Consider the following 24,072-nt stretch of genomic DNA (forward strand, 5'->3'; position numbering starts at 1 on the left):
GGGCTTCAGAGCCCACCCAGGTCGCAGCTTCGGTAATGCGGAGCCGCCGCGCCGGGTCGGGCGCGGCGGCTCGGGGCAGGACAACTCAGGCGGGTACGGAGGCGACGCCGGGCTCCAGGAAGCGGGAGCCGGTGACCTCCTCGGAGATGCCCGTCCGGTCGAGGTACGGCGTGATGCCGCCGGTGTGGAACGGCCAGCCCGCGCCGAGGATCATGCACAGGTCGATGTCCTGCGCGGCGGAGACCACGCCCTCGTCGAGCATGAGCCTGATCTCCTGGGCGAGGGCCCGCAGCGCGCGCAGCCGCACCTCGTCGGCGGTCGAGGGGGACGAGCCGCCCTCGAACAGCGCCCGCACCTCCGGGTCGATCTGGAAGTCCGGGCCGTAGAGGCCGGGCTTGCCCGCGGCGACCAGCTCGGCGAGGTTCCCCGAGACGCCGAAACGGTCCGGGAACGCCGCGTGCATGGTCTCGGCGACGTGTAGCGCGACGGCCGGGCCGACGAGCTGGAGCAGCGCGAACGGCGTCATCGGCAGGCCGAGCGAGTCGAGCGCGTGGTCGGCGACCTCCAGCGGGGTGCCCTCGTCGGCCGCCGCCGTGACCTCGCCCATGAACCGCGTCAGCAGCCGGTTGACGACGAACGCGGGCGCGTCCTTGACCAGCACGCACGACTTCTTCAGCGTCTTGCCGACCGCGAAGGCCGTGGCCAGCGTCGCGTCGTCGGTGGCGGCGCCCCGGACGATCTCCAGCAGCGGCAGCACCGCGACCGGGTTGAAGAAGTGGAAGCCCACGACCCGCTCCGGGTGCCGCAGACCCGCCGCCATGTCGGTGACCGACAGTGAGGAGGTGTTGGTGGCGAGCACGCAGGTCTCGGAGACGACCTCCTCGACCTCGGCGAAGACCTTCTGCTTCACGCCGAGGTCCTCGAACACCGCCTCGATCACGAAGTCGGCGTCGGCGAAGGCGTCCTTGGTCAGCGACCCGGTCACCAGGCCCTTCAGCCGGTTGGCCTGGTCGGCGGAGATCCGGCCCTTGCCCAGCAGCTTGCCGACCTCGGCGTGCACGTAGCCGACGCCCTTGTCGAGCCGGGCCTGGTCGAGGTCGGTCATGACGACCGGGACCTCCAGGCGGCGGGCGAACAGCAGCGCGAGCTGCGAGGCCATCAGCCCGGCGCCCACCACGCCGACCTTGGTGACCGGGCGGGCGAGTGACCTGTCCGGCGCGCCGGCCGGTCGCTTGGCCCGGCGCTGCACCAGGTCGAAGGCGTACAGCCCGGCCCTTAGCTCGTCGCTCATGAGCAGGTCGGCCAGCGCCTCGTCTTCGGCGGCGAAGCCCTCCTCGCGCGACGCCGTACGGGCCAGGGCCATGAGGTCGAGCGCCCGGTAGGGCGCGGGGGAGGCCCCGCGCAGCTTGAGGTCGACGAGGGTCCTGGCCTGGTCGATCACCGGGGCCCAGTCCTCGGCGGTGTGGTCGGCGCGCTCGACGCTCACCTCGCCGCGCAGCACCTGGGCCGCCCACCGCAGCGACTCCTCGATGAAGTCGGCGGGCTCGAACATCGCGTCGGCGATCCCGAGGGCGAACGCGTCGCGACCCTTGATCATGCGGTTCTGCGACAGCGGGTTCTCGATGACGAGTTTGAGCGCCTTCTCCGGGCCGATCAGGCGGGGGAGGAGCTGGGTGCCGCCCCACCCGGGCACCAGGCCGAGGAAGCACTCCGGCAGCGCGATCGCCGGGACGCCGGACGACACGGTGCGGTAGGCGCAGTGCAGGGCGATCTCCAGCCCGCCGCCCATCGCCGCGCCGTTGACGAACGCGAACGACGGCACGTCCAGCTCGCCGAGGCGGCGGAACACGTGGTGGCCGAGCCGCCCGATGGCGAGCGCCTCCTCGCGGGAGGACACCGCCGCCGCGCCCTTGAGGTCGGCCCCGACGGCGAAGATGAACGGCTTGCCGACGACGCCGACGGCCGCGAGATCGGAGCGTGCGGCGATCACGTCCAGCGCGTCGTTCAGCGCGAGCAGGCCGTGCGGGCCGAAGGTGTTGGGCTTGGTGTGGTCGAGGCCGTTGTCGAGCGTGATCAGCGCCATCGTGCCCGCGCCGTACGGCAGCTCGACGTCGCGCACGAGCGCCTTGGTGACGACCTCGTCGGCGTTCTTGCCCTCCAGGAGGGCCCTGCTGGTGTCGAGGGTGCTCATGACAGGTTCTCCCAGATGACCGTGCCGCCCATGCCCATGCCAACGCACATCGTGGTGATCCCGTAGCGGACGTCGGGCCGCTCGGCGAACGCGCGCGACAGCTGGATCATCAGCCGGACGCCCGACGAGGCGAGCGGGTGGCCGAACGCGATCGCGCCGCCGTACGGGTTGACGCGCGGGTCGTCGTCGGCGATGCCGAAGTGCTCCAGGAAGGCCAGCACCTGTACGGCGAACGCCTCGTTGATCTCGAACAGGCCGATGTCGTCGACGGACAGCCCGGCCAGGCGCAGCGCCCGCTCGGTGGAGGGGATCGGGCCGACGCCCATGACCTCGGGGTCCACGCCGGCGAAGGCGTAGGACACCAGCCGCATGCGCGGGGTCAGGCCCAGCTCCCGCGCGACGTCCTCGGCGGCCACGATGCAGCCGGTCGCGCCGTCGTTGATGCCGGACGAGTTGGCCGCGGTGACCCGTCCGTGGGCGCGGAAGGGCGTCTTCAACCCGCGGATGCCCTCCAGCGTCGTGCCGGGGCGCGGCGCCTCGTCCACGGTGGCCAGGCCCCAGCCCTCGGCGGCCTTGCGGGTGGCCATCGGCACCAGGTCGCGCTGGATCCTGCCGTCGGCGTACGCCTTGGCGACCTTCTCCTGCGAGGCCACGGCGTAGGCGTCGGCGCGCTCCTTGGTGATGGACGGGTAGCGGTCGTGCAGGTTCTCCGCGGTCATGCCCATGACCAGTGCCGAGCCGTCCACGAGCTGCTCGGACAGGAACCGGGGGTTGGGGTCCACCCCTTCGCCCATGGGGTGGCGGCCCATGTGCTCGACGCCGCCGGCGATGGCCACGTCGTACGCGCCGAAGGAGATGCCGCCCGCCACGGTGGTGACGGCGGTCATCGCGCCGGCGCACATGCGGTCGATCGCGTAGCCGGGGACCGACTTCGGCAGGCCGGCGAGCACCGCCGCGGACCTGCCGATGGTCAGGCCCTGGTCGCCGATCTGGGTGGTGGCCGCGATGGCCACCTCGTCCACCCGCTCCGGGGGGAGGCCGGGGTTGCGCCGCATCAGCTCGCGGATGACGCGGACTACCAGGTCGTCGGCACGCGTCTCGGCGTACAGGCCCTTCGGGCCCGACCTGCCGAAAGGCGTCCGAACGCCGTCGACGAAGACGACTTCACGGGACGCAGGCACGGGTTCGCTCCTACTTGTCGGTAGCTTCCGGCCTCCTATGCTACTGGTCAGTAACCGGTTCCGGCATCGGCGGGCCCGCCGCGCCTGTGCGTGATCGTTAACTGGTCGGAAACCGGCAGGAATCAGCGCACGTCACCAGTGACGATCTCATTCGGGGTGCAACCCCTCAAACCTCAAGAATCCCTCCTGTAACTCTCGTGGGCGGCTTTCTTGGGGCATTGCAGTCGAAAAAGGAACCAATGCGCTCTCCTGTGCGCGCCTGGACCAAGGCGCTCGCCGCGGCCGTCACGGCCGCGACCCTGTCCACACCCCTCCTCGCAGGACCCGCGTACGCCGCGCCGCCCGGATCGACCAGTGCGGCCGGCGCGGACGGCACCTGGACCGTCGAACCCGTCGGCGGCGGCCACCGGGTCACCCTCCACCTGAACAAGCCGCTGCCGGTCCGCGACGCCGTCCCCGAGCTCGCGGCGGACGGCCGCTCGCTCGGCCCGGCCGAGGAGTCGCCCGACGGCATGACGCTGACCCTCGTCACCCCCGACCCCGCCGTCGCCACGGCGTCGTCCGTCGACGTGGCCTGGAACGGCGAGGCCCCCGAGGCCGCCGCGGCGGCCGCGGCGGCCGCCGGCAGGACCGCGCCCCCGCCCGGCAATCCGCCCGCCGATCCGCCCGGCAAGCCCGGTAAGCCCGGCAATCCGCCCGGCCCGCCCGGCAACCCCCCGGGCCCGCCCGGCAAGCCGGATCCCGCGCCGGTCGACCCCGCCGCGCCCGGTCCGTACGCCGTGACCCACGACGAGTACGACCTCGGCGACACCGCCATCACCCTGGAGGGGCTCGGCGGCCGCCCGGCCGAGATCCGGGCGAAGGTCTACCTGCCGGACGGCGCCCGCGGCAAGCGCCCGCTGGTCGTCTTCCTGCACGGCCGCCACTCGGCCTGCTACAACCCGACTGCCTGGACGTCGTCCAACACGCAGTGGCCCTGCCCGGCGGGGCAGCAGCCGATCGCCAGCTACCAGGGCTACGACGGCCCCGCCGACGTGCTCGCGAGCAACGGGTACGTCGTCGTGTCGGTCAGCGCCAACGGCGTCAACGCCGCCGACAACCCCTACAGCGAGGACCGGGGCGCGCTGGCCCGGGGCGAGGTCGTCATGCGGCACCTCGACCTGCTCGCCGACGCCGACCGGGGCGTGGGCGACGCGAAGCTCGTCAGCCTGTTCAAGGGCCGCCTCGACATGGCCGACGTCGGCCTGATGGGTCACTCGCGTGGAGGCGAGGGCGTCGTCAAGGCCGCGCTGATGAACGCGGGCCGGGCCAAGCCGTACGGGATCAGGGCGGTGCTCCCGCTCGCGCCGACGGACTTCGCGCGGGCGACCCTGCCCGGCACGCCGATGGCCGTCATCCTGCCCTACTGCGACGGGGACGTCTCCAACCAGCAGGGCCAGCACTTTTACGACGACTCCCGGTACGCCGAGGACGACGACCCGGCCTTCCGCTCCTCGCTGATGGTCATGGGCGCCGACCACAACTTCTTCAACACCGAGTGGACCCCGGGCGTCGCGCACGCGCCCGCGTCCGACGACTGGTCCAACCGCAACGACCCGGTCTGCGGCGGCACCGCGTCGTCGCGGCTGACCGCCGCCGAGCAGTACGCCGTCGGCACCGCGTACATCGCGGGGTTCTTCCGCCTCGTCCAGGGCGGCGAGCAGGGCCTGCTGCCGCTGTTCGACGGCAGTGGCGGCACCGCCGCCTCCGCCGGACGGGCCGTTGTGCACGCCGTCGCGCAGGCGCCCGCCGGTAAGCGCTTCGACGTGGCCTCCTTCACGTCGCTCGCGCCGTCCACGCGGGTCACCGGCTCGGCCGCCGCGGCCGTCTGCGCCGGAATGCTCGACCGCTCGCCGCAGAGCGGCCTGCCGTCCTGCGCCTCCACGCTGACCACCGCGCAGGCGCCGTCCTGGACGCCCGCGACGTACGCGAACAACGTCGCCTCGACACCGGTGCTGCGGTTCTCCTGGAGCGACCCCACGGGCACGGTGACGGTGCCGCTCGACAAGCGGGACCAGAACGTCTCCCGTTATGACGCGCTCACCTTCCGCACCGCGAGGGACGAGACGGCGACCGGCGACGTGGACCTCGCGGTCGAGATCGTCGACAAGCACGGCGCGTCCCGCACGGTCAAGGTGTCCGAGGTCAGCGACGCGCTCACGGCGTTCCCGGGCACGGCCTCGCCGCTGCCCAAGACCTGGCTGCGCACGGTGCGCGTCCCGCTGAGCTCGCTCACCGGCGTCAAGCCGCAGCAGATCAGCGAGATCCGGATCTCGGGTGCGACTCAGACGGGCGCGGTCTACCTCGCCGACGTCGCGTTCACCACGGACGCCGCGGGTGAGGCCCGCACCGACAGGCTCCCGCAGGTGTCGGTGGAGGGAGCCACGGTGGACGAGGGCGACGGCCCGGGCACGGCCACGATGACGGTGCGGCTGTCGAAGAAGAGCCCCACGCCGGTGACGGTCCAGATCCAGACGATGGCGACCGGGGACGCCCCGGTGATCGGCTCGGCGGCGCAGGAGGTCGTCATCCCGGCCGGGTCCCCGCAGGCGACCTTCCAGGTGCCCGTCAACGGCGACACCGCGGTGGCGTCCGCGCCGCAGTCCTACCAGGTGGTGGCCTCGGTGCCGGTCAACGCGACGATCGGGAACGGCTTCGCCCGGCTCGTCGTGACCGACGACGACGCGCTCTGATCACAACGGCTCCCGGAGGCGCGCAGGCCGCGCCTCCGGGAGCCTCCGCGTATCTCACAGGGGTTCGCGTGCTCACAGGGGTTCGAGGAACTCCAACCGGTTGCCGACGTTGTCGTGGGCGTAGAAGCGGCGGTGGCCGGGGAAGTGCGGGTCCCAGGAGACCTCGACGCCGGCGGCCGCCAGGCGCGCGGCGAGGTCGTCGAGGCCGGTCACCAGGATGCCCGGGTGCGCCTTGCGCGCGGGGCGGAAGTCCCCCTCCACGCCGAGGTGGATCTCCAGGGCGCCGGCCCGCACCCACAGGCCTCCGCGCGCGGCGAGCACGGGGGGCTTGCCGATCTCGGTCATCCCGAGCATGCCCACGTAGAAGGCACGGCAGTCGTCCTCCGCCCCGGGCGGGATGGCGAGCTGGACGTGGTGCAGGCGATAGCCGAAAGGAGACTCCACGTCCCGGCCGTCGCCCCGCATCTCACACCTCTCCTTTGATCTCCAGCCGTTCGAGCGCCTTGGCCAGCGGGTGAACGGTCAGGCCGATCTGCCACTCCCGCACGCCCAGTGAGCGCAGCCGCTCCGCCACGGTCTCCTCGCTGATCGGCGCGGGCGGCTCCCAGGTCAGCCTGCGTACGGCGTCGGGCTGGAGCAGGTTCTCCGTCGGCATGCGGTGCTCGTCCGCGAGCGCGGCGACGACGGCCCGCGCCGCCGCGAGCCGCTTGGCGGCGGCGGGGTCACGGTCGGCCCACCGGTTGGCCGGGGGAGGGCCGTCCCCGGGGCCCGCGGGCTGCGGGAGCGCCGCCTCCGGCATCGTCCGGGCCCGGTTCACCGCCGCCAGCCAGTCGTTGAGGTGGCGGCGGGCGCTGCGGCCGACGAACGGCGTGATCTCGGTGAGGGCCTTGGTCGTGCGCGGCTGGTCGAGGGCGGCCTGCACGATCGCCGAGTCGGGCAGCACGCGGCCCGGCGCGAGGTCGGCCTCCCGGGCGATCTCGTCGCGCAGCGTCCACAGCTCCCGCACCAGCGCGAGCCCGCGCAGCGTGCGCACCCGGTGGATGCCTGAGGTGCGCCGCCACGGGTCGGTACGCGGGGGATGGGCGGGGGCGGCCAGGATCGATGTGAACTCCTCCAGCGCCCACTCCAGCTTGCCGGTGGTGGCCAGCTCGTCGTGCAGGATGTCGCGGAGCTCGACCAGCACCTCCACGTCGAGCGCCGCGTAGCGCAGCCAGTCCTCCGGCAGCGGGCGGGCCGACCAGTCGGCCGCGGAGTGCCCCTTCTCCAGCCGCAGGCCGAGGACGAGCTCGACCATGGTCCCCAGGCCGACCCGTTCGTAGCCGAGCAGCCGCCCGGCCAGCTCGGTGTCGAACAGCCGCCGCGGGCGGAAGCCCAGCTCGGCCAGGCACGGCAGGTCCTGGTTCGCGGCGTGCAGGACGATCTCGGCGTCGCGTACGGCCTCGTCCAGAGCGGACAGGTCGGGACACTTGATCGGGTCGATCAGGGCGCTGCCCGCGCCCGCCCGGCGCAGCTGCACCAGGTAGGCGCGGCCGCTGTAGCGGTATCCGGAGGCACGCTCGGCGTCGACGGCCACCGGCCCCGTCCCGCGGGCGAAGGCGTCCACGGCGGCCGCGAGCGCGGCGGAGTCCTCGATGACGGGCGGGATTCCCTCGCGCGGCTCCAACAGGGGCTGGATTACGGGTTCTGTCACGGGCTAAGGAACTTTCGGATCATCTCGGCGGGTGGGGCGCGGATGCAGTGTGGCGACATCGGGCGGCAGCGGGGGGATGCCGGCGGCCAGGCACATGAGGTCGCACCAGGCGGCCGCGTGCGACGACAGGTCCTCGTCGAGCGGCGACCACGAGGCCCGCAGCTCGATCTCGGTGGTGACCGGGTCGTCAGCCTTGCCGCCGAACCCCTCCGAGACGGCGCGGGTGACGGTGCCGCCCACCGCGGCGTACCTCGCGCCGTGGGCGTCGAGCGCCTCGGTCAGCCAGCTCCAGGCCACCGGCCCCATCAGCGGGTCTGTGGTCATCTCCGGCTCCACGTCGGCGCGTACGTAGGCGACGAGGCGGAACGGCCCCTCCCAGCCGCGCTGGCCCTCGGGGTCGAACAGCATGATCAGGCGGCCGACGGCGAGTTCGTCGTCGTCACGGTACACGGACGCCCCGACCGCACCGGAGTACGGCGCGAGCCGCTGGGGGGCGGGAATGTCCTCCAGCTCTATCTCCGGCCGCACCTCGGCGGGGCGCAGCGTCTCCAGCGCGCGCCGGAAGGCGGCGGGAGGCGCAGGCGGTTCACCGAGGGTCATGACGGAAGAGTAGGTCGGATTCGGGAGAGCACGAAGCAGGGGGGTGGCTGTGGGGGGCATCGGAAGTCGTCAAACCGTCGCCACCAGTCGGCCCGTCACCCGGTCGGCCGCCCGTGCCGGGGCGCGTCCGCGCGTGCGGGCGGTGCGCGCGGCGTCGCTGCCGGCACAGTGCTCAGTGCGGCGTTCGGGGGAACTCCACATCGAAGTCATCGCTCCGGGGCCTCTCGTCGGATCCACGGTGGTGGCGGTCGCTCGGGACTGATCCGACGTTGGCACGTCCCGGCGACATTTCCCCGCATCGCACTCGGCGTGTCTCGAAAGTGGTATTGGAATCGATGCCGGATGGCCGATTGGCGAACACATTGCCGAGCTGTGAGATGACTCACAGGAGGGGATGGGGTTCACCTTACGCGATCAACGGCCATCCTCGCGTCGTTCGGGAGCCCCAGGTCGTGGGTCCAGGCGCCGGGCGGCACCGGGGCATGGCAGGCTGGTGCCGTGAAACCCCAGCTCGACGATTCCGTTTTCATTCGCGCGTGCCGGCGCGAGCCCGTTCCGCACACGCCGGTCTGGTACATGCGCCAGGCCGGGCGGTCGCTGCCCGAGTACCGCAGGGTGCGCGCGGGCGTCGAGATGCTCACCGCCTGCGCCACACCCGACCTCGTGGTCGAGATCACCATGCAGCCGGTCCGCAGGTACGGCACGGACGCGGCGATCTTCTTCAGCGACATCGTGGTCCCGCTCAAGGCCATCGGCGTCGACCTCGACATCAAGCCGGGCGTCGGGCCGGTCGTCGGGACCCCCATCCGCGACAAGGCGGGCATGGAGGTCCTGCGCCCCCTGGAGCCGGACGACGTCTCCTACGTGACGGAGGCGGTCGGCACGCTGACCGCCGAGCTGGGCGGTATCCCGCTGATCGGCTTCGCCGGAGGGCCGTTCACGCTCGCGTCGTACCTGATCGAGGGCGGGCCCTCCAAGAACCACGACCGCACCAAGGCCATGATGTACGGCGAGCCCGAGTTGTGGCACGAGCTGATGGAGCGGCTCGGCGCGATCACGCTCGCCTTCCTGCGTGTGCAGGTGGCCGCGGGGGCCTCGGCCGTCCAGCTGTTCGACTCGTGGGTGGGCGCGGTCGCGCCGCAGGACTACCGCACCTACGTGCTGCCGCACACCGGCAAGATCTTCGCCGGCCTGGCGGACCTCGGCGTGCCGCGCATCCACTTCGGCGTCGGCACCGGCGAGCTGCTCGGCCTCATGGGCGAGGCCGGCGCCGACGTGGTGGGCGTGGACTGGCGGGTGCCGCTCGACGAGGCCGCGCTGCGCGTGGGCGCGGGCAAGGCGCTGCAGGGCAACCTCGACCCGGCGATCCTGCTCGCGCCCTGGGAGGTCGTCGAGAGGCGGGCCAGGGACGTGCTCGAACGCGGCCGGGTGGCCGAGGGGCACGTGTTCAACCTCGGCCACGGCGTGCTTCCCTCGACCGACCCCGACCAGCTCGCCCGGCTCACCGACTTCGTCCACGCGTCGTCGGCCCGCTGAGCGCTACCGCGGGGTGCGCTCGGATTCCCGGCTCTGATCCTGGTCCTCGTCCCGGCCCTCGCGGGGAGCCTGCTCCGGTGGGCCGAGGCGCGGCTGCCCGGCGGGGCCGCCCGTGGGCGGCGGACCCGCCGGGTAACCGGGCCCGTGCCCGGGAGGGACGGAGCCGGGGGGCACGGGACCGGCCGGCGGGGCGGCGCGGCCGCGCATCCGGCGCATGACGATCCGGACGGCCAGCCACAGCACACCGGCCACGACGATCCAGGGCAGCAGCGCGCCCAGCACGGTCAGCGCCATCACGGTCGACGCGGTCAGGGTGTCCCACCCGGCGCGCAGCCCGGCGAGGAAGCCGGTCGCGTCCTCCTTGTCCTTGGGGCGGGCGGAGGGCTGCAGCGCGGGCACGAGGGTGAGCGTGACCGTGGCCATGCCGGTCTGCGCCTCCAGGGCCTTCTGCCTGGCCTGCAGCGACTCCAGATCGGCCTCGCGGCTGGAGATCTCCCGTTCGATTTCGAGGATCTCGCCGATCTTGTTCGCCTTCGACAGCAGCGTGCGGAACTGCCCGAGCGTGGCCTCGGCCGACTTCACCCGGCTGGCGACGTCGGCGACCTCCTCGGTGACGTCCTGCGCGTTCTGCCGCACCGACGTGCGTTTCCCGAGGTCGCGTCCGAGCTGGGCCAGGACGTCGGCGTAGCGTGCCGGGGGCACCCTGAACGCGATCATCGACTGGACGCCGCCGGGGACGGACTCGCTGCGCTCCTCGGCGACGTACCCGCCCGCGCCCGTCACGATCGCCTTCGCGCGGTCGGCCGCCGCCGTGACGTCCTTGGCCTCGACGGTGAGCTCACCCTGGTAGATGATCGCCCGGTCGGACGGGTCGAGCCTGGTCTTCTCCTGCCCGTCGCCCGCGCCGCCCGTGGCGGGCGCCCGTTCCCTGCTCTGATCCGCGGCCCCGGCCGTGTCGGCCCGTCCGGCCGGAGCCATGGTGGCGGCGACGCTGCCGGCCGCGTCGCTGCTGGACTCGCCCGAGCCGCCGCACCCCGTCAACAGAAAGGCGACGGCCGCCAGGGCCGCCGCGCCGTACCGGATTCGCCTCATGTTCTTTACATCGGCTCACCGATGAGCACAGTTCGGCGCCGGCGATCACGATGGCATCACGATGCCGCCGTGATCGCCGGCGCCTCTGCGGGGGGTGGGGGGTGCGGGCCCGTGGGCCCGGGCGGGGAAGGCGGACCGCCGCGCGCCGGTGGAACAGGTCGGACGCGTGGCGGGGCCGCCATGCTCAGTGAGGTCGTCAGCCGCGCAGAGCGGACATGTTCCGGTAGCTCAGGTCCGCGTACTGCAGGGACTGGCCCTGGTGCGACGCGTCGCCGGGGGCGTTGTCCTGCTCGTACATCGGGTTGTGGTAGCCCTTGGCGCCCGTGCCGCGGAAGAACGCCGCGTAGTCGATGTCACCGGTGCCGAACGGAACCATGTCGTAGCCGTTGGACGTGCCGGTGTTGATCTTGCCGTCCTTGGCGTGGAACAGCGGGAACCGCATGGTCTGCGCCTGCACGACGCCGAGCGGGTTGAAGACCTGCGTCTGGGTGGACCCGTCGGACGCGGTGAAGGTCTTGTACTTGTACTGCGCGACGTGGGCCCAGAAGATGTCCATCTCCAGCCAGACGTGCTTCGGGTCGGTCTTCTGGAGGAAGTACTCCAGGCGGCGGATGCCGGAGGAGCGGGTGGGCCGGCCCTGCGCGTCGAGCGGGCCGCTGTCGAGCAGGAAGCTGTAGGCCACGTCGTGGTTGTGCGTGTACAGCTTGAGGCCCGCGGCGGTGGCGATCTCGCCCAGCGCGTTCCACTTGTCGGCGGCGACGTCCCAGTCGGCCTTGTAGGCGCTGCCGGTCGGGTCGCTGCCGGTGCCCACGTGGCTCATGCCGAGGATGTCGGCGATCTCCAGGTGGAGCTTGAAGCGGTCCAGGTCGGCCTGGCTCAGCGGCCAGGAGCCGGGGATGAAGCCGTGGTTGCCCTGGGCGACCAGGCCGTTGTCGTCCAGCCAGCGGCGCAGCAGGCGGGCGCCCTCGACGGTCTCCAGGTTGGCGCCGCCCTCGGCGTTCCCGTGCTGGCTGTAGCCAGCGAACTCCACCTGGGCGTAGCCGATCCGGCCGAGCTCCTCCAGCACGGCGCGGAAGCCGGACGGGAGGTTGCTGGACAGCGGGTCGCGGGAGATGGCGTCGCGGACGGTGTACAGGATGATGCCGCGCCGCGGCGGCGGGACCAGGATGCCGTTCGGCCCCTTGCCCGCGGTCGCCGCCTGCGCGGCCGACTTCAGCGGACCGGCCGCGGCGACGGCGGCGACCGCCGCCATGCCGGTCGTGGCCGCGAGGAACCGGCGCCGGTTGAGCCCCAGCCTGCGTCCGAGGTGACCGGCCGTGTCCATCTCTTCTTCGTACGCACTCATCGTCTAGCAAGCTCCATCTGCGTGAAGGACCTGATCCCCCGATGACGCGGCCGCGCTCCGCTGGTGACTCCGCCGTTCGCCTCACTCTGGCCACCTGGTGACTGTGCGGAGCACGTGTCGAGCAAGCTACGCGACTTTTTCCAGTCAGGGAAGAAGTCACTTCATGATCTTTTGATCTTTCCTCCTTTGGAGGACAAAGTCCGAGGATGTGCGAGGAGTGGAGAGGGAGGGGTGCGGCCGTGGCCGCCGTACCCCCGGGTCGGCCCCCGTGCAGGTGAGTGAACTTTTAGTAGCCAACGGGAAGCTTTTGCTTGTCAGTGACGAAAGATGCCTCTTACTATCCAAATGTTCCATGTCACCCTGCATACCCCGAGTTGACGGGAGAGTTGCCGTGCCCATCGGTGTCTGGCTGGTCGGCGCCCGGGGGTCCGTCGCGACCACCGCGGTCGTCGGGGCGGCAGCGGTGCGCGCGGGAGCGGCCCCGCCCACCGGCTGTGTCATCGAGGCCGCGGGCTTCCCGGGAGACTTCACCCCCCTGCGCGACCTGGTGTTCGGCGGTCACGACGTGGTCACCACCCCGCTGCGCAAGAGGGCCGAGCTCCTCACGCAGGCGGGCGTGCTCCCTCCCGTCCTGGCGACCCTGCTCGCCGCCGACCTCGACGCCGCGCAGGCCGAGATCCGGCACGGCTACGTTCCCGGCGAGGAGAGCCAGGCGGATGCCGCGCGGCGGCTGGCCGGCGACATCGCGGACTTCCGGGACAGGCACCGCCTGACCCGCGTCGTCGTGGTGGACGTGTCGTCGACCGAGCCCCCCGCCGAGGTGCCGTACGCCACGCTCGCCGACCTGGAGGAGGCGCTCGCGTCCGGCCGGGACGTGCTGCCCGCCAGCTCCCTGTACGCCTACGCGGCCTTCACGGCCGGATGCGGCTACGTCGCGTTCACCCCCTCCGCGGGCCCGACGCCGCCCGCGCTGGACGAGCTGGCCCGGCGCAGCGGCCTGCCGTACGCGGGACGCGACGGCAAGACCGGGGAGACGCTGGTCAAGAGCGCGCTCGCGCCGATGTTCGCCGGCCGCGCGCTGCGCGTCCGCTCGTGGTCGGGGCTCAACCTCCTCGGCGGCGGCGACGGCGCCACGCTGGCCGACCCGGCGGCGAGGGAGAGCAAGTCGGCGAGCAAGGCACGGGCCGTCCCCGCGATCGTGGGCGAGGACGTCGAGGGCCTGACGCACATCGACTACGTGGCCGACCTCGGCGAGTGGAAGACCGCCTGGGACCACGTCACGTTCGAGGGATTCCTCGGCGTCCGGATGACCATGCAGTTCACCTGGCAGGGCTGCGACTCGGCGCTCGCCGCCCCGCTCGTCCTCGATCTCGTCCGGCTCGTCGCGCGGGCCCACGAGACCGGGCACAGCGGCGTGCTCCCCGAGCTGGGCTACTTCTTCAAGGACCCGCTGGGCGGCGCAGGGCACGACCTGCCCACCCAGTACGCCCGGCTTGTGGCGTTCGCGAAGGCCCTGTCGGAGGGACGGCCGTGAGGGCCGGTCGGCGACCGGCGGCGAAGGCGGCCACGTCGTGAGCGTGCCTCTGAACTGGGCCTACTGCACCAACGGTTTCCGCGACCATCCGCTCGACCAGACGCTGGAGGTGCTCGCCGACCTCGGCTACACCGGTGCGGCGGTCACCCTCGACCACGGGCACCTCATGCCCGGGGCCTCCCCCGCGGAGGCCGGGCAGATCGCGGCGCTGGCGGGGCGGCTCGGCCTGGCCCTCGCCGTGGAGACGGGGGGCCGTTACACGCTCGACCCCCGGCGCAAGCACTTCCCGACCCTGCTGCACGACGAGGCCGAGGCGCGGGTGGACTTCCTGCGCCGGGCCATGCGGGTCGCGGCCGACCTCGGCGCCCCCGTCGTGCACCTGTGGAGCGGTATCCGGCCGCCCGGGGTGTCCGAGGACCAGGCGTGGGACCGGCTCGTCCGGCACTGCGAGCGCCTGCTCTCCGAAGCCGACGAGGTGGGCGTAACGCTCGGGTTCGAGCCCGAGCCGGGCATGCTCGTGGCGGACCTCGCCGGATACGAACGGCTGCGCGACCTGCTCGGCGGGCACCCGAGGTTCGGCCTCACCCTCGACATCGGGCACTGCCGCTGCCTGGAGCCGTACGACGTGCCCGAGTGCGTCGAGCGGGCGCTGCCGCACCTGGTGCACGTGCAGATCGAGGACATGCGGCGGGGCGTCCACGAGCATCTCGAGTTCGGCGAGGGCGAGATCGACTTCCCGCCCGTGCTCGCCGCCCTCGACGGCTTCGGCGGGCTGGTCGCCGTCGAGCTGGCCAGGCACAGCCATGCGGCGCCCGAGGTGGCGCGAAGGTCGATCGAATTCCTGAGGAGGGCACATGACCTGGCTGGCGCGGGCCGTAGCCGACGTTGAGCGCGACCCGGAGACCGTCTACGCGCTGTTTCCACGGGCCGTGCGGGAGGGCGGCCCCGGCGCCCGCGCCGAGCTGCTCGGCGCGCTGGCGAAGGCCCTGCCCGACCCCGCGGCGGCCGTCATGAAGCTCTACTGGCAGGGCGACGCGGGGGAGCGGCTGGAGATCCTGGAGTCGCTTCCGCAGCTCGACCTCGGTCCGGCCGCTCTCCCGCTCGTCCACGACGCCCTGCGGGCCAACGACACCCGGCTGGTCGCCGCCGCGCTCGGCCCGTACGGCTCGGCCTGGCTGGACGACCACGCCTTCCGGCAGGGCGTGCTCAAATGCGTCTTCATGTCCGTCCCGCTCGCGTCGGTCGAAGGCCTCGACCGGCGGTTCGACGAGGACCTGCGGCGCATGCTCGCCGACTTCGCCGCCGAGCGCCGCGCTGCCGGGCGCACCGTTCCCCCCGACGTTCTCGAGAGGCTCTGATTCCGATGCGGATCTTCGATCCCCACGTCCACATGACATCCCGCACGACCGACGACTACGAGCGCATGTACGCCGCGGGGGTCCGGGCCGTCGTGGAGCCCGCCTTCTGGCTCGGGCAGCCGCGCACGAACGTCGGGAGCTTCCTCGACTACTTCGACTCGCTGCTGGGCTGGGAGCCCTACCGCGCCGCGCAGTACGGCATCCGGCACCACTGCACGCTCGCGCTCAACCCCAAGGAGGCCGGCGACCCGCGCTGCGTGGGCGTGCTGGACGAGCTGCCCCGCTACCTGCTGAAGGACTCGGTGGTCGCGGTCGGAGAGGTGGGCTACGACTCGATGACGCCGGAGGAGGACCGCGTCTTCGAGGCCCAGCTCGCACTCGCCGAGGAGCACGGCCTGCCGGTGCTCGTGCACACGCCGCACCGCGACAAGGCCGCGGGGACCCGCCGCACGCTCGACGTGGTCAAGGGCATGGACCCCGGCACGGTGCTGGTCGACCACCTCAACGAGCTGACCGTCGGCATGGTCCACGAGGCCGGCTGCTGGATGGGCTTCTCGATCTACCCCGACACCAAGATGGACCCGGACCGCATGGTCGCGATCCTCAAGGAGTACGGCACCGAGCGGATGATCGTGAACTCCGCCGCCGACTGGGGGCGCAGCGACGTGCTGAAGACCCGAGAGGTCGGCGAGGCCATGCTGGCCGCCGGGTTCACCGACGACGACGTGGACCGGGTGCTGTGGCGCAACCCCGTCGCCTTCTACGGCCAGAGCGGGCGCCTGGCCCTGGACGACGTCGAGTCCGGCGGCGACTACGAGGGCAACACGATCCTGCGCGGGACGCGCTGACCATGCGCCTGCTTCACCCCTCCGGGTCCGTCGTCCACCTGGCGTACTGCACCAACGTCCACCCCGCCGAGGACCTGGCGGGAATCCACGAGCAGCTCACCGGGGTCGCCGCCCGCATCCGCGCGCTGAGCGGCGCCGGGCGGCTCGGGCTCGGGTTGTGGCTGTCGCGCCGCGCCGCCCGGGCGCTGCGCGACGACCCCGCCAAGCTCGCCCGGCTGCGTGCCCGGCTGGACGAGCAGGGGCTCGAGGTCGTCACCCTCAACGGCTTCCCGTACGGCGGCTTCCACGACGAGGTCGTGAAACTGCGGGTCTACCGGCCCGACTGGGCGGAACCGGAACGGCTCGCCTACACCCTCGACCTGGCCGAGATCCTCACCGCGCTGCTGCCCGACGACGTGACCGAGGGCTCGATCTCGACGCTGCCCCTCGCCTGGCGCACCGGCTGGACGCCGGCCAAGGCCGCGGCCGTCAACGCCAACCTGACCGTGCTCGCCCGGGGCCTGCGGGCCCTGGCGGAGCGCACCGGCAAGACGATCCGGGTCGGCTTCGAGCCCGAGCCGGGCTGCGTCGTGGAGACCACCCCGCAGGCGGTGGCGCTGCTCGGCGGCGCCGACCCCGTGCACCTCGGCGTCTGCCTGGACGCCTGCCATCTGGCCGTCGGCCTGGAGGAGGCCGCCGACGCGGCGGCCCTGGGGCTGCCGATCGTCAAGCTCCAGGTCTCCTCGGCCGTGGAGGCGCCGGCGGGCGGCCAGCAGGCGCTGGCGGCGTACGTGGAGGAGCGGTATCTCCACCAGACGCGCTGCGCGGCGGGCTACACCGACGACCTGCCGGAGGCGCTGGCGGGCGGGCTCCCGGCGGACCTGCCCTGGCGCACGCACTTCCACATGCCGCTGCACGCCGCGCCCCCGCCCCCGCTCACCACGACGGCTCCCTACCTGGAGGAGCTGCTCGGGCGGCTCATGATCCCGGACGGGGGCCTCGCCGCCCCCCTCACTCGGCACCTCGAGGTCGAGACCTACACATGGAGCGTGCTGCCCGGCCCGGTGGACATCGCCGAGGGCATCGCGGCCGAGCTCGACTGGACCCGGCGGCGGCTCGCCGCCCTCGGACTTAAGGAGATCTGATGGCGCCCGTCGTCGTCGTGAACGTCGTCGGCCTGACCCCGCGCCTGCTGGCGCACATGCCGAACGTGTCCAAGGTCGGTGCCGCCGCGTCGCTGCGGCCCGTGCTGCCCGCCGTGACCTGTTCCGTCCAGGCCACCCTGCTGACCGGATCGATGCCGCGCGACCACGGCATCGTCGGCAACGGCTGGTACTTCCGCGACCTGGGCGAGATCTTCCTGTGGCGGCAGCACAACCGGCTGATCCAGGGCGAGCAGCTGTGGGACGCGGTGCCCGGGATGCGCACCGCCAACGTCTGCTGGTGGTACGCGATGGGCGGCTCCAGCGACTTCATCGTCACCCCGCGCCCGATCTACTACGCCGACGGGCGCAAGGAGCCCGACTGCTACACCAGGCCGCCGTCGCTGCACGACGACCTGGTCGGCGAGCTGGGCGAGTTCCCGCTGTTCACCTACTGGGGGCCGACCGCGAGCATCGCCTCGTCCAAATGGATCATCGCGGCCGCCCGCCGTATCCTCGCGAAGGAACGGCCCGACCTGCTCATGGTCTACATCCCGCACCTCGACTACGACCTGCAGCGCTTCGGGCCCGACGCGCCCCAGGCCATCGCGGCGGCCCGGGAGGTCGACGCCGCGCTCGCGCCGCTGCTGCGGGAGGACGCGACCGTGGTCGTGCTGTCCGAGTACGGCATCACCAACGCCTCCCGCCCGGTGGACGTCAACCGCGCGCTGCGCCGGGCCGGGCTGCTGGAGGTCTACACCCAGGACGGCATGGAGTATCTCGACCCCTGGGCCTCGCGGGCCTTCGCGGTCGCCGACCACCAGGTCGCCCACGTCTACGTGAACGACACGGCCGTCCTGCCCCGCGTACGGGACATCGTGGCCGAGCTGCCGGGCGTGGACGAGGTGCTCGGCCAGGAGGGCAAGGAGAAGTACGGCCTCGACCACGAGCGGGCCGGTGACCTCGTCGCGGTCGCGGAGCCGGACGCGTGGTTCACCTACTACTACTGGCTGTCCGACGACCGGGCGCCCGACTTCGCGAAGCTCGTGGAGATCCACCGCAAGCCCGGTTACGACCCGGCGGAGCTGTTCATGGACCCGAACGATCCGTTCGTGAAACTGCGGGCCGGCACGGCGCTTGCCCGCAAGAAGATGGGCATGCGCTACATGATGTCCGTGGTGCCGCTCGACCCGGAGCCGGTGCGCGGCAGCCACGGCCGCCTGCCCGACGCGGCGGCGGACGGGCCGGTGCTGCTCGGCCCCTTCGACCGGGACGCCTACGCCGCGACCGAGGTCAAGGGCCTGCTGACGCAGCTACTGAAGGGCTGAGATCGTGAAGGCGGCCGCCGTCCCCTCGGGGGATGGCGGCCGTTCCGCGTCCGAAGGCCGCGCGCTCACTCGACGGAGAAGACGTGGTCGCTGATCAGCCGGGTCGCGCCGATGATCCCGGCCGTGTCGCCGAGCTCGGACAAGACGATGGGCAGGTTGCCGGTCGCCAGCGGCAGCGAGCGCTGGTAGACGACGCTGCGGATCTCCGCGAGCAGCGCGTGGCCCAGGCCGGCCAGCCCGCCTCCGACGATCACCAGGCCGGGGTTGAAGAAGCTCACGAGCGACGCCAGCACCATGCCCACGTGCCGGCCTCCCTCGCGGATCATCCGCACGGCGGCGGCGTCGCCCGAGGCCGCCGCCGCGGCGACGTCCTGCGCCGTCACGGTTCCCTCGTGCGCGAGCCGTTCCGCGAGAAAGGGGGAGTCGCCCCTGTCCGCGGCGGCGCGGGCGTCGCGGGCCAGTGCCGCCCCGCCGAAGTACGCCTCCAGGCAGCCCGTGTTGCCGCACGTGCACAGCGGGCCGTCGTCGGAGATCCGGATGTGGCCGATGTCGCCGGCGCTGCCGGTCACCCCGCGGTAGATCTCGCCGGCGACGACGATGCCGCAGCCGACGCCGGTGCCGATCTTCACGAGCAGGAAGTCGCCGACGGCCCTGGCGAGGCCCGCGTGCAGCTCGCCGAGTGCCATGATGTTCACGTCGTTGTCCACGAGCACCGGGCAGCCGAACTCGCGGCTCAGCGTCTCCCGCACGGGGAAGCGGTCCCAGCCGGGCATGATCGGGGGCGAGACCGGGGTCCTGTCGAGGAAGCTCACCGGGCCGGGGACGCCGATCCCGACGCCGTGGATATCGGTCGTCTCGCCGGTCCGCAGCTTGCCGACGAGATCGAGGGCCTGCTCCAGCACGGCCTCGGGGCCGTCCCGCACGTCCGCGGGCTTCGACAGATGGCCGACCACCTCCAGCTCGCCGTTGGTCACCCCGACGTCGATGGACGTGGCGCCGATGTCGATTCCGACGAAACGCAGGTGTGAGGCGATCCGCACGATGCCCGACCGCCGACCGCCCCGCGAGGCCGCGAGTCCACCGGATTCGATGAGGTTCAGCTTGGTCAGCCGGTCGAGTTCGAGTGCGAGCTTCGACGGTGACAGACGGGTCACCTCGCCGAGTTCCGCGCGTGAGCGCGCGCCGTCCTGACGCAGGAGGCGCAGGATCCGCGCCTGGTGCGGGTTCTCGGGGCGAGCCGTCATTCGCTTCACGCCACTCTTCGGTCGGGAATCGGTGCGTGCCAGAAGTGACTCTACTTCTGCTCTGACGGCAACGACTTTATTACAAGGAAGCCAGACTTTTTGCCCTGCATGTTAAAAGTTTCCAGGAATCTTGCGTTCTTGTCGGTTAGGCGGCTGATGTTACGTCTGTGACTGGCTGTTCCCCTCGGTGGCGGCGAGGTTCCCGCGTCGCGCCGGGCATGTCCTGCTTCGTCCTGGACACGCACCGCGCCGGTGCGGGACCCGGGCGTACGGGCCGGTAGCTTTGCCCCATGGAAGGGAACGCGGGTCGTCATGTGGTCGTCGTCGGCGGGGGCATCGCGGGTCTGGCCGCGGCGCTGCACCTGAACCGGGCCGACGCCGGCCTGAGGATCACGGTGCTGGAGGCGGCGCCGAGAGTCGGCGGCAAGCTGCACGCCTCTCAGGTGGCGGGGGTGGAGGTCGACGCGGGCGCGGAGTCGATGCTGGCGCGGCGGCCCGAGGGCAAGGAACTGGCCCGGCTGGCCGGCCTCGGCGACGACCTGGTGGACCCCGGCACCACGCGGGCCTCGGTCCTGTCGCGCGGATCGCTGCGCTCGCTGCCCCGGCAGCAGGTGATGGGCGTCCCCTCGGACGTGGTCGACCTCGCGCGCTCGGGCGTCCTGTCGCCGGCCGGACTCGCCCGGGTGCCCCTCGACCAGTTCCTGCCGCCCACGCTCGTGACCGGAGACGTCTCCGTGGCGGCCTACATCCGGGCCCGGATGGGGAGCGAGGTCGTCGACCGGCTGGTCGAGCCGCTGCTCGGCGGCGTGTACGCGGGCCGGGCCGACATGCTGTCGCTGGACGCGACCATGCCGCGGATCGCCGCCGTCGCCCGCACCGAGCGGTCGCTGCTGCAGGCCACCAGGAGCATCACCGCGGAGGCCCCCGCGGACGCCGGGCCGGTCTTCACCACGCTCAGAAGCGGCCTGGGCGCGCTGCCCGCCGCGGTCGCCAAGGAGTCGTGCGCGCAGATCCGCACCGGCGTCACCGTCCGCGACCTGATCAGGACGCCGGACGGCTGGCGGCTGGTCACCGGTCCCACCAGGGACGAGGAGGTGATCGACGCCGACGCCGTCGTCCTGGCGGTCCCCGCGCGGCCCGCCTCCCGTCTGCTGCGGCGGGAGGTGCCGAAGGCGGCGGCCGAACTGGCCGCGATCGAGTACGCCAGCATGGCCATCGTCACCCTCGCCTATCCCCGCACGGCCTTCCCCGAGCCCCCGGAGGGCAGCGGCTACCTGGTGCCGCCGGTCGAGGGCAGGCCGGTCAAGGCCGCGACGTTCAGCAGCGTCAAATGGCCCCATCTGGCCGAGGCCGACCGCAACGTCATGATCGTGCGGTGCTCGATCGGCCGGCTGGGCGAGGAACTCGTACTCCAGCGTGACGACGCCGAGCTGACCGCCCTGGCGTTGAACGAGATGGCCGAGATCATGGGGGTGCGGGGCCTGCCGCTGGACACCCGGGTGACCCGCTGGGGCGGCGCGCTCCCGCAGTACGACGTGGGCCACCTCGACCGGATCGCCCGCGTGCGCGCGGCGGTCGCCGGGCAGCCCGGCCTCGCCGTCTGCGGCGCGGCGTACGAGGGTGTCGGCATCCCGGCCTGCGTCGCGACCGCCCGCACCGCCGCCAAGCTTGTTTTGGAGCACCTGCGGGAGACACAGCACCCGGCGGCCGGACCGCCACCCCCCACCGGCAGAATGGAGGCATGACGGAGCCTGCCCCGCGGCCGAAGGCGCGCGATCTCAACCTGGTCATCCGCTACACGATGTGGTCGGTCTTCCGGCTGCGCGACCAGCTTCCCGCCGCCCGCGAGGGGGTGGCCGGCGAGGTCGAGGAACTGCTCGCGCAGGCGGCGGGCAAGGACGTGACGACCCGAGGCTGCTACGACGTGGCCGGGTTCCGCGCCGACGCCGACTACATGTTCTGGTGGCACGCCTCCTCGGCCGAGGACCTGCAGGAGACCTACACGCGCTTCCGCCGCACCGCCCTCGGGCGCGCGAGCGAGCCGGTCTGGTCGGCCATGGCCCTGCACCGCCCCGCCGAGTTCAACAAGTCCCACATCCCGGCCTTCCTCGCCGAGGAGGAGCCCAGGGGCTTCGTCTGCGTCTACCCCTTCGTACGGTCCCTGGAGTGGTACCTGCTGGAGGACTCCGAGCGGCGCAGCATGCTCGCCGAGCACGGCAAGATGGCGCGCGAGTACCCCGACGTGCGGTCCAACACGGTCGCCTGCTTCGCGCTCAACGACTACGAGTGGATGCTGGCCTTCGAAGCCGACGAACTGCACCGCATCGTCGACCTGATGCGCCACCTGCGCGGAGCCGAGGCGAGGCGGCACACCAGGATCGAGATCCCCTTCTACACCGGCACCCGCAAGCCGGTCAGCGAGCTCGTCGCCGCGCTGCCCTAGCGATCGGCGGCCCCACGCGGCCGGGCCGGCGCCGCGGCGCCGGCCTCCCGACATGCCGGCCCCGCCGCCTGCCCCGCCCCGCGGCTCCGCCGCCTGCCCCGCTCCACGGCCGGCGGCGGGGCCGGCCGCGGAGCGGTGCCGGGCGGGAAGGGGTCAGACGGCCCAGCGGCCGCCGTCGACGTGGAGGGTCGTCCCGTGGACGAAGCTCGCCCGCGGCGAGGCCAGGAACGTGATCGCCTCGGCGATCTCCTCCGGGGAGGCGGGCCGGCCGGCGGGCAGGGTCCGCGCGAGGGCCTCCAGATCCTCGCCCATGGGCGCGGTGCCCTCCGTGCGGGTCGGGCCGGGGCTCACCGCGTTGACCCGCACGCCCCGGGGGCCGAACTCGGCGGCCCACGACTTGGTGAGGAGCACGATCGCGGCCTTGCTGGAGCCGTACAGGCTGTAGCCGGAGTGGCCGTACTCCGCCACCATCGTGGTGACGTTGACGACCGCGCCCCGGCCGCGCCGGGCCATGGCCGGCGCCAGCTCGGCGACGAGGAAGAACGGTGCCTTCACGTTGACGTCGTAGACCCCGTCGAAGTCCTGCTCGGTCATGTCCGTCGTGGGGGCGAAGGGGTAGACGCCGGCGTTGTTCACCAGCACATCCACGTGGCCCAGCAGCTCGGTCGCGCGCCGTGCGAGCGAGCGCGCGGACGCCTCGTCGCGCAGGTCGGCCGCGGCGAAGTGCGCCCGGCCGCCTCCCGCGAGGATCTCCTCGACCGCCTGCTTGCCCTGCTGCTCGTCGCGGCCCGACAACACCACCTCGGCGCCGAGCCGGGCCAGCATCAGCGCGGTCACCCGTCCGATTCCCTTGGTGGCCCCCGTGACCAGAGCGCCCTGTCCGGCCAGCTCTCCGGTCGTCACTTCCACGGTCATCACGTTCATCCTCGGTTCGTTCGGTTCGTCGCCGGCCGCCGGATGCGGAGGCTCGGCGCTGCGAGTAGTTGAAAGCCCGGACCGGCGGAGAGCTTCCGGTCCGCTCATAGCGGCCACTTATGCGGGCCATCAGCCACTTCTTGAGCCCGTCCGCAGGCGCCCGCGATGATCAGCGCCTTCCTGTCCGGGCCGAAGCCCGTCGCCGGGCGGAGCGCACAAGGGACATTTGGGCCGATCTTGCGCGAAGAGTCGGAAACGGTCTTGGCGGCTTGGCGTCTTTGCCATACTGTGACGAAGGATCGACGTCTAGGTGAGGCAGAGTGGCTAGCGGGCTGGCACGTTCCAGGGGGCGCCGCCGCAAGAGGCGGGCCCGTTCGCACGTCGTCGAGGTGTCCCTCGGGGTGGCCGCCTTCGCCGTCGGAGCCGTCGCGATCGCCTGGCCGCTGTCGCGTTCCGACGCGGCTCCCGGGCACATGGTCGCCGCGCCCACGCCGCAGGCCTCACCGGCCGGCGAGCTGACCGTCGCCAGCGTCGACACCGGCAAGAAGGCGACCCCCAAGCGGGACAAGAAGGCGGCCGAGGAGAAGGCGTCGGGGCCGTCGAAGTACACCGACACCAAGGCGGAGTCCTACTTCCGCGGCAGGTGGAAGGACAAGACCGCCAAGCGGGTCAAGGACATCCGCACCGAGGGCGGCTACCTGCGCATCTACACGAATCTCCCGGAGAACGCCGACAACTCCAAGACCGCGATCACCCTGTGCAAACGCGGCCTGGAGTACCTCGCCGAGCGGGGGGAGCCGAACCCCGTGGTGTTCGTCCAGTCGAGGTTCGGCGAGAACGGCAACCCCGTCCTCGCCAACGTCCTCGGCCCGGACGACGGCGACTGCCGGGTCACCTACCCCAAGCCGAAATAG

The 24,072-nt window shown here is 72.5% G+C and carries 20 protein-coding genes; 11 read left to right on the forward strand and 9 right to left on the reverse strand.

What is annotated here, in order from left to right; genetic code table 11:
- Nucleotides 1-85: 85 nt before the first annotated feature.
- Nucleotides 86-2,191: a 3-hydroxyacyl-CoA dehydrogenase NAD-binding domain-containing protein gene (locus ACGFIB_RS11445; RefSeq protein ID WP_393370762.1), complete on the reverse strand. Its 2,106-nt coding sequence runs from the start codon at nucleotides 2,189-2,191 to the stop codon at nucleotides 86-88.
- Complete coding sequence (locus ACGFIB_RS11450; RefSeq protein ID WP_357242581.1) at nucleotides 2,188-3,372, reverse strand: thiolase family protein; 1,185 nt, start codon at nucleotides 3,370-3,372, stop codon at nucleotides 2,188-2,190. Before ACGFIB_RS11450 ends, ACGFIB_RS11445 begins: the two co-directional genes overlap by 4 nt.
- Nucleotides 3,373-3,611: 239 nt before the next feature.
- On the opposite strand from ACGFIB_RS11450, the gene ACGFIB_RS11455 reads away from it, so the two are divergent.
- Nucleotides 3,612-6,104 (forward strand): alpha/beta hydrolase, encoded by a 2,493-nt coding sequence (locus tag ACGFIB_RS11455; RefSeq protein WP_393370766.1) that lies wholly within the window; start codon nucleotides 3,612-3,614, stop codon nucleotides 6,102-6,104.
- 72 nt (nucleotides 6,105-6,176) lie between these two features.
- On the opposite strand, the gene ACGFIB_RS11460 is transcribed toward ACGFIB_RS11455, so the two are convergent.
- From ACGFIB_RS11460 to ACGFIB_RS11470, 3 genes are read right to left on the reverse strand one after another with little or no spacing between them, the layout of a single operon-like run.
- Entirely contained in the window at nucleotides 6,177-6,569 is a 393-nt protein-coding gene (locus ACGFIB_RS11460) for a VOC family protein (RefSeq protein WP_357242586.1), read from the reverse strand.
- A gap of 1 nt (nucleotide 6,570) precedes the next feature.
- Nucleotides 6,571-7,794 (reverse strand): HRDC domain-containing protein, encoded by a 1,224-nt coding sequence (locus ACGFIB_RS11465; protein ID WP_357020993.1) that lies wholly within the window; start codon nucleotides 7,792-7,794, stop codon nucleotides 6,571-6,573.
- Nucleotides 7,795-7,797: 3 nt separating this feature from the next.
- Nucleotides 7,798-8,394 (reverse strand): DUF3000 domain-containing protein, encoded by a 597-nt coding sequence (locus ACGFIB_RS11470; RefSeq protein WP_142571722.1) that lies wholly within the window; start codon nucleotides 8,392-8,394, stop codon nucleotides 7,798-7,800.
- A 498-nt stretch (nucleotides 8,395-8,892) separates the two neighbouring features.
- Between ACGFIB_RS11470 and hemE the strand changes: the two genes are divergently transcribed.
- On the forward strand, nucleotides 8,893-9,930 hold the full coding sequence (gene hemE, locus ACGFIB_RS11475) for a uroporphyrinogen decarboxylase (RefSeq protein ID WP_142571721.1): 1,038 nt from the start codon (nucleotides 8,893-8,895) through the stop codon (nucleotides 9,928-9,930).
- A 3-nt stretch (nucleotides 9,931-9,933) separates the two neighbouring features.
- On the opposite strand, the gene ACGFIB_RS11480 is transcribed toward hemE, so the two are convergent.
- Nucleotides 9,934-11,022 carry a DUF4349 domain-containing protein gene (locus ACGFIB_RS11480; protein ID WP_393370770.1) on the reverse strand — a complete coding sequence of 363 codons (1,089 nt, stop codon included), beginning with the start codon at nucleotides 11,020-11,022 and terminating at the stop codon, nucleotides 9,934-9,936.
- A 196-nt stretch (nucleotides 11,023-11,218) separates the two neighbouring features.
- On the reverse strand, nucleotides 11,219-12,367 hold the full coding sequence (locus ACGFIB_RS11485) for a sugar phosphate isomerase/epimerase family protein (RefSeq protein WP_189105011.1): 1,149 nt from the start codon (nucleotides 12,365-12,367) through the stop codon (nucleotides 11,219-11,221).
- Between the two features lie 391 nt (nucleotides 12,368-12,758).
- Between ACGFIB_RS11485 and ACGFIB_RS11490 the strand changes: the two genes are divergently transcribed.
- Genes ACGFIB_RS11490 through ACGFIB_RS11515 form a run of 6 tightly spaced genes read left to right on the forward strand, consistent with a single transcriptional unit; the run spans nucleotide 12,759 to nucleotide 18,556 of the window.
- A complete protein-coding gene (locus ACGFIB_RS11490) occupies nucleotides 12,759-13,901 on the forward strand; it encodes an inositol-3-phosphate synthase (RefSeq protein ID WP_357242596.1) in 1,143 nt (380 codons plus the stop codon).
- Between the two features lie 37 nt (nucleotides 13,902-13,938).
- The gene (locus ACGFIB_RS11495; protein ID WP_393370774.1) at nucleotides 13,939-14,790 is read left to right on the forward strand and encodes a sugar phosphate isomerase/epimerase family protein; all 852 of its coding nucleotides are present in this window, start codon (nucleotides 13,939-13,941) and stop codon (nucleotides 14,788-14,790) included.
- Nucleotides 14,756-15,259 (forward strand): EboA domain-containing protein, encoded by a 504-nt coding sequence (locus tag ACGFIB_RS11500; protein ID WP_393326521.1) that lies wholly within the window; start codon nucleotides 14,756-14,758, stop codon nucleotides 15,257-15,259. The genes ACGFIB_RS11495 and ACGFIB_RS11500 overlap by 35 nt, the downstream gene beginning before the upstream one ends.
- Nucleotides 15,260-15,264: 5 nt before the next feature.
- Nucleotides 15,265-16,107: a TatD family hydrolase gene (locus tag ACGFIB_RS11505; RefSeq protein WP_142571717.1), complete on the forward strand. Its 843-nt coding sequence runs from the start codon at nucleotides 15,265-15,267 to the stop codon at nucleotides 16,105-16,107.
- A 2-nt stretch (nucleotides 16,108-16,109) separates the two neighbouring features.
- Nucleotides 16,110-17,231: a metabolite traffic protein EboE gene (gene eboE / locus ACGFIB_RS11510; RefSeq protein ID WP_357256860.1), complete on the forward strand. Its 1,122-nt coding sequence runs from the start codon at nucleotides 16,110-16,112 to the stop codon at nucleotides 17,229-17,231.
- Nucleotides 17,231-18,556, forward strand: a complete 1,326-nt coding sequence (locus tag ACGFIB_RS11515) for an alkaline phosphatase family protein (RefSeq protein ID WP_393370778.1) — start codon at nucleotides 17,231-17,233, stop codon at nucleotides 18,554-18,556. Before eboE ends, ACGFIB_RS11515 begins: the two co-directional genes overlap by 1 nt.
- Before the next feature lie 65 nt (nucleotides 18,557-18,621).
- Here ACGFIB_RS11515 and ACGFIB_RS11520 read toward each other — a convergent pair whose 3' ends face one another.
- Nucleotides 18,622-19,800 carry an ROK family transcriptional regulator gene (locus ACGFIB_RS11520; RefSeq protein ID WP_357242609.1) on the reverse strand — a complete coding sequence of 393 codons (1,179 nt, stop codon included), beginning with the start codon at nucleotides 19,798-19,800 and terminating at the stop codon, nucleotides 18,622-18,624.
- 290 nt (nucleotides 19,801-20,090) lie between these two features.
- On the opposite strand from ACGFIB_RS11520, the gene hemG reads away from it, so the two are divergent.
- Together hemG and hemQ are read left to right on the forward strand one after the other, a co-directional pair.
- On the forward strand, nucleotides 20,091-21,545 hold the full coding sequence (gene hemG / locus ACGFIB_RS11525; RefSeq protein ID WP_357242612.1) for a protoporphyrinogen oxidase: 1,455 nt from the start codon (nucleotides 20,091-20,093) through the stop codon (nucleotides 21,543-21,545).
- Nucleotides 21,542-22,243 carry a hydrogen peroxide-dependent heme synthase gene (gene hemQ, locus ACGFIB_RS11530; RefSeq protein ID WP_142571712.1) on the forward strand — a complete coding sequence of 234 codons (702 nt, stop codon included), beginning with the start codon at nucleotides 21,542-21,544 and terminating at the stop codon, nucleotides 22,241-22,243. The genes hemG and hemQ overlap by 4 nt, the downstream gene beginning before the upstream one ends.
- 153 nt (nucleotides 22,244-22,396) lie before the next feature.
- On the opposite strand, the gene ACGFIB_RS11535 is transcribed toward hemQ, so the two are convergent.
- The gene (locus tag ACGFIB_RS11535) at nucleotides 22,397-23,158 is read right to left on the reverse strand and encodes an SDR family NAD(P)-dependent oxidoreductase (protein ID WP_142571711.1); all 762 of its coding nucleotides are present in this window, start codon (nucleotides 23,156-23,158) and stop codon (nucleotides 22,397-22,399) included.
- Nucleotides 23,159-23,478: 320 nt separating this feature from the next.
- Here ACGFIB_RS11535 and ACGFIB_RS11540 point away from each other — a divergent pair, with 320 nt between their 5' ends.
- Nucleotides 23,479-24,072 (forward strand): hypothetical protein, encoded by a 594-nt coding sequence (locus ACGFIB_RS11540; protein ID WP_357242615.1) that lies wholly within the window; start codon nucleotides 23,479-23,481, stop codon nucleotides 24,070-24,072.

Source organism: Microbispora bryophytorum (genome assembly GCF_043197435.1).
GTDB classification, from domain to species: domain Bacteria; phylum Actinomycetota; class Actinomycetes; order Streptosporangiales; family Streptosporangiaceae; genus Microbispora; species Microbispora bryophytorum.